This window comes from Nostoc sp., assembly GCF_036916655.1.
In the GTDB taxonomy this organism is placed as follows: domain Bacteria; phylum Cyanobacteriota; class Cyanobacteriia; order Cyanobacteriales; family Nostocaceae; genus Nostoc.
The window spans coordinates 1-7,808 of the sequence record NZ_JBALFY010000113.1; the positions used below are offsets into that span (position 1 = coordinate 1).

Annotated in this window: 6 protein-coding genes and 1 tRNA gene; 3 read left to right on the forward strand and 4 right to left on the reverse strand. The window is 43.7% G+C overall.

Annotated elements, in window-relative coordinates; all coding sequences use genetic code 11:
* Positions 1–474 precede the first annotated feature (474 nt).
* Positions 475–1,278: a tetratricopeptide repeat protein gene (locus V7L31_RS29745; RefSeq protein WP_334699558.1), complete on the reverse strand. Its 804-nt coding sequence runs from the start codon at positions 1,276–1,278 to the stop codon at positions 475–477.
* Between the two features lie 273 nt (positions 1,279–1,551).
* Positions 1,552–2,652: a Holliday junction branch migration DNA helicase RuvB gene (ruvB, locus tag V7L31_RS29750; RefSeq protein WP_334699559.1), complete on the reverse strand. Its 1,101-nt coding sequence runs from the start codon at positions 2,650–2,652 to the stop codon at positions 1,552–1,554.
* Positions 2,653–2,917: 265 nt separating this feature from the next.
* Here ruvB and hisF point away from each other — a divergent pair, with 265 nt between their 5' ends.
* The 3 genes from hisF to V7L31_RS29765 all read left to right on the forward strand — a co-directional run bounded on the left by hisF (position 2,918) and on the right by V7L31_RS29765 (position 4,152).
* Entirely contained in the window at positions 2,918–3,691 is a 774-nt protein-coding gene (gene hisF / locus V7L31_RS29755; protein WP_334699560.1) for an imidazole glycerol phosphate synthase subunit HisF, read from the forward strand.
* Positions 3,692–3,790: 99 nt separating this feature from the next.
* Positions 3,791–3,982: a hypothetical protein gene (locus tag V7L31_RS29760; protein WP_104905483.1), complete on the forward strand. Its 192-nt coding sequence runs from the start codon at positions 3,791–3,793 to the stop codon at positions 3,980–3,982.
* 97 nt (positions 3,983–4,079) lie between these two features.
* A tRNA-Ala gene (locus V7L31_RS29765) sits at positions 4,080–4,152 on the forward strand.
* Between the two features lie 302 nt (positions 4,153–4,454).
* Here the strand turns inward: V7L31_RS29765 and V7L31_RS29770 are convergent.
* Together V7L31_RS29770 and V7L31_RS29775 are read right to left on the reverse strand one after the other, a co-directional pair.
* A complete protein-coding gene (locus V7L31_RS29770) occupies positions 4,455–4,610 on the reverse strand; it encodes a hypothetical protein (RefSeq protein WP_334699561.1) in 156 nt (51 codons plus the stop codon).
* A 371-nt stretch (positions 4,611–4,981) separates the two neighbouring features.
* Positions 4,982–7,808: ATP-binding protein (locus V7L31_RS29775; RefSeq protein WP_334699562.1), on the reverse strand; the 2,827-nt coding region annotated here is incomplete at its 5' end.

Below are 7,808 nucleotides of genomic sequence, written 5' to 3' on the forward strand. Positions count from 1 at the left end.
TATCTAATGGTGATGCTGTCATGCTTCTAAAATGCACCATTTAGGTCATTTTTAAAAATACAACATTTACGAGCGCACCTGCGGAATCTGGGATTAACGGTTTCCCCGTCAATTTTTCATAAGGGAAAGGAACAGTTGCTCGACTAGCTGAAGTATGGTAACTTCCGGTGAAATGGAACCAAGGAGCTAATTCTTCCCTGGGAAATTCAAATTCAGCAGGTGCATTACTTATTTGAGTCAGTGGAGAGTCGTTATTTTTAAGATTAGAGTACAGGGGTAATTTCCACTCTCGACGATATTCATTAATCAAATCTTCAAGAGGTTTGACCGACGCTATTAAGTAAGGTGTAACCTATTTGGTTGCGTAAGCGTGCCCACGCCGTTGAAGTTCCTGTCCCAAGGGAAGCATAGTGTTAAGGGGCCCGGTTGCTGCACCAGGACAGATGATACCAAAATGAGTCACGATCAATGCCTCTACTGGATTTTCAAGAACTTATCTAAAGCTGTAACTAGGCTAGGAGGCCAACGGCGGATATTTTTTACCCAGTCAATATCCTTATAGCGGCTATCAAGTCCATAAGCTGCTACCCAGTTGCTTTCAGCTTCACCTTGTTCTCCATTTACCCAATATGCAGCAGTGAGGGCGGCACGCACATCAGCAAACTTCGAGTATTTACGGGCAATATTTCGCATCTCGCGGATTGCTTGCTCTTTTTTACCAGTTTCATAAAGAGCGAGGGCGTAGTTAGCACGGGCGAAGGCAAAATTCGGGGCTATCTCATTAGATTTTTTGTAATCTGCGATCGCATCTTCCCATTTTCCTAAACCTGTTTTGGCATTACCCCGATTGTTATACGCCATCGCATCGTTAGGATCGAGTTCTAAGACATGATTATAATCTGCGATCGCATCGTCCCATTTGCCCATCCCTTCTAACGCCGCCCCCCGATTTAAATATGGATCGGTGACATTTGGCGCTAATTCTATCGCTTTGTTATAATCTGCGATCGCTTCTTGTAACTTATTCTGACTCACCCGCGAATTTCCCCGGTTACTCCACGCCCCCGCATTCGTCGGAAACTGCTCAATAATCTTTGTCCAGTAATTTTCAGCCGTCGCAAAATCACCTTGATTCGTCGCTGCAAAGGCTTGATTTGCCCACTCATCACCTTGTCTTAACTGTTCTTGAGTAATAGGCGGTTGAGATTGTGCCATAACTGGAGTAGCCCAGCCAAACACAATTAACAGACTGAGAAAAATACCAATCAACTTAATCATCTAGGTTTACCTAATTTGTCATTTGTCATTGAGTATGGGGCATAGGGCAGAGGAATGGAGTTCAAAAGCTCATTAAAGGAGTTCAAAGACTCATTTACGAGTATCAGTGCCCAATACCAATACCCCTCAAGAGTGCTGAATGGGGCAGAGGGGAGAATAACTCTTAACTCCCAACTCATTACTCATTACTCATTACTCATTACTCATTACTCATTACTCATTACTCATTACTCATTACCCATTACTCAGCACTGTTTTGCCCAATGTCCATAATTACAATAATGACAACTGTTCATTAGGCGGCGTGAATCCTAAATGCTTATATGCTGCCTTAGTCGCCATCCTTCCCCGATGAGTCCGAGTTAAATACCCAATCTGCATCAGGTAAGGTTCATATACCTCTTCAATTGTTTGAGTATCTTCACCCGTCGCTGCTGCCATTGTTTCTAACCCCACTGGCCCGCCGTTAAATTGTTCAATTATCACACTTAGCATTTGCCGATCTGTCCAATCTAAACCGCAAGGATCTACTTGGAATAGTTGCAATGCTTCGGATGCAATAGTTTCATTAATCTCACCAGATATCTTAACTTCCGCATAATCACGCACTCGTTTTAGTAGCCTATTGGCAATCCGTGGCGTTCCCCGTGAACGACGGGCAATTTCTGTGGCACCATCTTCTGTGATGGGGGTTTTGAGTAATTGAGCGGTTCGCAGTACAATTTTAGTCAGTTCGTCAACTTCGTAAAATCGGAGTTTTTGAATTAAACCGAAGCGATCGCGCAGTGGTGAAGTTAAAGCACCCACACGCGTTGTAGCCCCAACTAGGGTAAATTTTGATAGTGGCAAACTTCTAATCCGAGCGCTAGAACCCTTACCAATAGTAATATCTAAGCGATAATCTTCCATTGCCGGATAGAGAATTTCCTCCGTCATCCGCGAGAGGCGATGAATTTCATCCACAAATAAGATGTCCCCTGGCTTCAGGTTCACTAGTAGCCCAACAATATCTCGTGGACGTTCTAGGGCTGGCGCACTGGTAATTTTGTAATTTACCCCCATTTCCGATGCTAAAATCATCGCCATTGTGGTTTTGCCCAATCCCGGCGGCCCATAGAGTAGCAGGTGATCCAATACCTCACCACGAGACTTGGCTGCTTTGATGGCAATATCTAGCACATCCTTTAAATCTTTTTGCCCAATGTAATCAGCAAATCGGTGTGGTCGAATACCTTCTTCTTGCTGTTCTTGCTCATCAATAGCAGCTTCCGGCTTCAAAATATTTTCTGTGGATGGTGCTTTCACAGACTCTCGAAGCTGCTTTGGTTCTCCATTGGGTTCTGGAGGCTGTTTTTTCGAGGAGATTATCGCCATAATTCAGCTATCTATTTTTAAGGGACTAGGGACTAGGGACTAGGGACTAGGGACTGGGGACTGGGGATTGGGGATTGGGGAAGAAGCAAGGGGGCAGAAAACAGGGAGAAAGGGAGAAGAGTTTTCCCCTCCGCCCCCCGCCCCTCTGCCTCTTTTCAATGCCCCATGCCCTATGCCCAATATCCATGAAAATTTTCGTTAGAGAATACCCGCGCCAATTTAAAATTTAAATTCCGGTCAATTACCCAGAAGTACAAAAGTTATTATGTTATCTAAAAGAATCTTACCGTGCTTAGATGTAAAGGCGGGACGGGTTGTAAAAGGAGTTAACTTTGTTAATCTCCAAGATGCAGGCGATCCGGTAGAACTGGCCAAGGTTTACAACGAAGCCGGTGCTGATGAGTTAGTATTTCTGGATATTACAGCTACTCATGAAGATCGAGCTACTATTTTAGATGTGGTCTACCGAACTGCTGAACAGGTCTTTATTCCATTGACTGTGGGTGGTGGCATTCAATCCTTAGAAAATGTTAAAGCTTTGTTACGAGCCGGCGCAGATAAGGTTAGTATTAATTCTGCGGCAGTGCGGGAACCAGACTTGATTAATCGGGCCAGCGATCGCTTTGGTAATCAGTGCATAGTTGTTGCTATTGATGCCAGACGCAGAAATAACCCGGAAAATCCAGGTTGGGATGTGTATGTGCGGGGTGGCAGGGAAAATACAGGCTTAGATGCCCTACTTTGGGCACAAGAAGTTGAAAAACGGGGGGCCGGAGAACTGCTAATCACAAGTATGGATGCTGATGGAACCCAAGCCGGGTATGACATCGAAATTACACGGGCAATCGCTAATGCTGTAGAAATCCCAGTCATTGCTTCTGGTGGTGCAGGTAATTGTGAACATATCTACACTGCCCTAACTGAAGGCAAAGCGGAAGCAGCACTACTTGCATCTCTGTTACATTACGGACAATTAAGCGTAGCAGAAATTAAAAGTTACTTGTGCGATCGCAATGTCCCTGTCAGAACATTCTCTTGATCCAACATTTTTCATGTAATGACATCTATCTAAGGTTAGACACACTTCCCTGAAAGGGTGTTAATATTATTTTACAAGTATTAACAAATATTAAGAAATATGTTGCTTCCTATTTTACTTTTTGATGTAGCCCTGGTAGCATGGTCGCTGCACTTAATGGAAAAAGCCTACGAGAGTAAAGAATTTTCTTTAATGTTGGCTGGTACATTAGTTGCTCTGGCTGCTGCTGCCATGTTAGTAGTTTACTTTTTGATGGGGCACTGCATGACCTACTTATTGAGAGTGTCGTAGATAGTGCTGAGTGCTAGAGAAGATATTTAAGATTTAGTTTCGACAAAAAGCTTGACAAAGTACTAATAATTAGGACATTATGTATAATGGGTTTTAAGGGGTTATAGCGCAGTTGGTAGCGCACCTCAATGGCATTGAGGGGGTCAGCGGTTCGAATCCGCTTAGCTCCATTGTTTACACCCTAATTCTGTAAGTTAATTGATAGAGTTAGGAAATTTTTTTAGATAGTTTTATTTGCTGTCTATTTAATCAGTCTCGAAAGCGAAAGTTGGAATGATAAAGACTGTAATGAGTTTTTAGAGCGATTTGTTGTTTCTGTAAGAGACCTCCACAAAAAGAAATGCCCAATTGTCATTGCGTTCGCCCCTGGCGTTCCCCAAGGGTATGGAGCGAAGCGAAATGAAGCAACCGCAAAATCTTGGGATTGCTTTGCTACACTCCGTTTCGCTCGCAATGACAGCTTTTGGATCAATCATTCTGTGGAGTTCTCTAAGAACTCTAGCCAATTTTCTAGCACTTCCTCAACTTCATACTCATCAGCATCAATGATTTGTGCGATGCTTGTGGCGGTCTGCGCCAACGCTTCCACTGATATTACTTTTTGCTGCTTTATTAAAACATTTAACACATCTGTGCTATCAGTATAGCGTTTCCTGACCTAATAAGTACAGCCGTAGGGAACATCCCCATAGGTGTCAACTTAAGCTGGAAATAGCTTATCTGTTGGCTTCCATACCCGCCCGGAAATAAATTTTTTTAGCTTTTAGCTTAAGTCTACTGAAGTAGACTGGAGATTTTTGGTGATATTTAGTCATCTTCAGATGACTTTAGCTATGAGGCGGGAATTGAAATTCCCGACGGACGAGCGGTTTCACGTTAAGTTGACACCAATGCGGTATGTTCCCTACACCTTGCGATGTAATGTTGTACGGGAACCGCTATAATACCCATTACTTATTACTTATTACTTATTACTCATTACTTATTACTCATTACTTATTACTCTGCCCTTTGCCGCTCTTGCTCGGTGGCATAGGCAGTGATTGCTGCGGCTGGAATTTGTCCCCCAACTTCAAGCGCTCTCACCTGACGAATCAGGGAGAAACCATCTTCCTCTGGCATCCCAATATCTGCTAGAAGCACATCATATCTGCCAGGAGATTCAGTTAAAGCAGCGATCGCTTCCCTTGCCGATGTCACAACTACTACTTCAGCACCGAAGTCTTCTAACATCCACTTCATCAGGTCGCGGCTATCCGCTTGATCGTCTACAGCCAAGATGGATAATCCTTCAAGGGTAAGGGGTGGATTTTTACCATTTAATGTGTCCAGAGTCTCTGACAAAACGCTCGGCTCTAAATAAGTTGGCGGTGTAATCTCCAACGGCATTGAGCGCAGAGGCAGCCTGATAACGATCGTGGTTCCTAATCCCTCACCTGGACTTTGCGCTTGAACTGTTCCACCGTGAAGTTCTACAACATGACGAACGATTGACAAGCCTAATCCAAGTCCCTGACTTGTTTTGCTGCTGCTGGAATCTCCTTGGCGGAAGCGATCGAAAATGTATGGCAGCAAGTCTGCCCGGATGCCAATTCCGGTGTCGCTGACTCGAATTTGGGCGTGAGTAGATACAGCTTCGAGCATAATTCCCACTCGCCCACCGGCTTGAGTGAACTTAATCGCATTAGAAAGTAAATTCCACAGAACTTGCTGTAAACGGTCAAAATCTCCGACAACCGTCGCCGAGTTCAACTCTGAAACAATTTCAATGCTTTTCGCTTCTGCGGAAAATTGGATAGACTCAATGGCGGCATCCACTACTGAAACTAGATCGATTAGACGAGTATTTAAATGAAGCTTGCCACTCGTAATTCGGGAGATATCGAGCATATCATCGATTAACTTAGCTTGCACTTTAGCACTCCGCTCGATCACTTCCCAGGCACGAGTGACTGCTTCTGAATCTAAATTGCGGGTGCGGAAAAGTTGCGTCCATCCCAGTATAGTATTGAGCGGGTTACGAAGTTCATGAGAGAGGTTCGACAGGAATTCATCTTTGGCTCGGTTGGCAATTTCCGCCTGTTGACGGGCTGACTGCTCTTGTGCTAAAAGCTTAGATCGCTCTAACTCAAACTGTTTGGCATCGCTAATATCTTCAATCGCCAGCAAAATCCTTTCAGCCTCTCCCTGCTCAATAATTTTCCAACCATTGAGCAGCATGGTTTTCTCCCCAATCCGCTCAAAACGATGCTCTATTTCCAAGTTTTCAATACTAGTATCGTTGGCAACAATGTCTTCTAAGAGCGATCGCAATCCGGGCAGGTTCCATTGACCGTTCCCTAGTTCAAAAATCAGAGATTGCGTTGTCTCTGATGGTGAAACCTGAAATGTTTCATAAAACGAGCGATTGGCTTTGTTCACCCGCAAATCAGAATCAAGGACGATTAAGGGCACTTGTACCGTCTCCACAATCCCTTCAGCGTAATTCCGGGCTTGTTCTAAGGTTGCGGCACTGCGTTTAAGACCATCAATATCTATTAACACCAACACTACACCATCAATCCTGTTTTCTGTGGTGCGATAAGGACGGATGCGGAGGTTGTACCAATGTCCCCCCAGAGTTTGGACTTCTAATTCTTTGATGCTGAGTGTGTCAAGAACCTCCAAAATTAGAGTTTCTAACTCAGGAACATCGAGATTTACTCTGATGTCGCTCAAAGGTCGTCCAGCATCGGCGGGAATCAAATTGAAAAGTCGCTGCGCCATTGGCGTAAAACGTCGAATGCGTAAGTCTAAAGTCAATATCAAAATCGGAATATTAATACTGGCAAGCAAATTCGTGAGATCGTTGTTAACTTGGTGTAATTCCAGATTTCGACTACGAAGTTCTTCATTAGTAGTGTTGAGTTCTTCGTTAGTTGCTTGAATTTCTTCTTTGGCAGTTTCTAGCTCCTCATTGGTGCTTTGCAACTCTTCATTACTAGAGAGGATTTCTTCATTGGCAACTTTCAGGTCTTGATTGATATGCTCCTGCTCTTGGATCACCGCTTGTAGATATTCTTGAGTTGCAGCCCGCTCTTGGATGGCGGTTGTAAGTTCAAGCCTAAGCCGAACAATCTCCTGCGCTAAGTCTGACTGCTCTTCGCTCTCAAGATTTACTGTGCTGGGGTTGTTAATTGTGAGTGGGGCTGATTCAAATAAAACCACAAAGTAGAGTTCTTCGCTAGTCCCAGGGTTGAATGGAATCACCTCAAGATTGATGATTTTTGCCAGATCGCCCTCTTCAATTCGTAACCCTTCTCTTCTAACGAGAATTTTTTGCCGTTGTGCCTGATAAATTGTCGCCCGTAGCTCGATAAGCAAGCCTTGACGCACCATTTTGAATAAGTTAAGACTCGGTTTCCCCGGTGCAAGTTTGAGGTAGAGATCGATTTCTCCCCGAAATTGCAGCACGTCCATCTTGTCGTTGATTACTACACCTACTGGGGCATAGCGATTTAAGATTAGTTGGTTAGTTTTTTTCTCTAAGTCAAACTCATCCGATGGATTCTCAAACGCCTGCTTTGATTCGTTCACATTTACTATCGGATAATTGCTGGTAATGAATGAAAAAATTGGACGAATTGCAGTTAGCTTTTTGGCATAAATTTTATACTTTATGTCAATCTGAATAAACAAGTCCGAATACTTACCTGTGCTTTCTGAAGTCCCTAGCAGCAAGAAACCAGTGAGATTGAGACTGTAATGAAAGATGGGCAATATCCGTTTTTGCAACGTTTCGTCCAAGTAAATCAATACATTCCGGCAGCTAATTAAATCTAAGTTA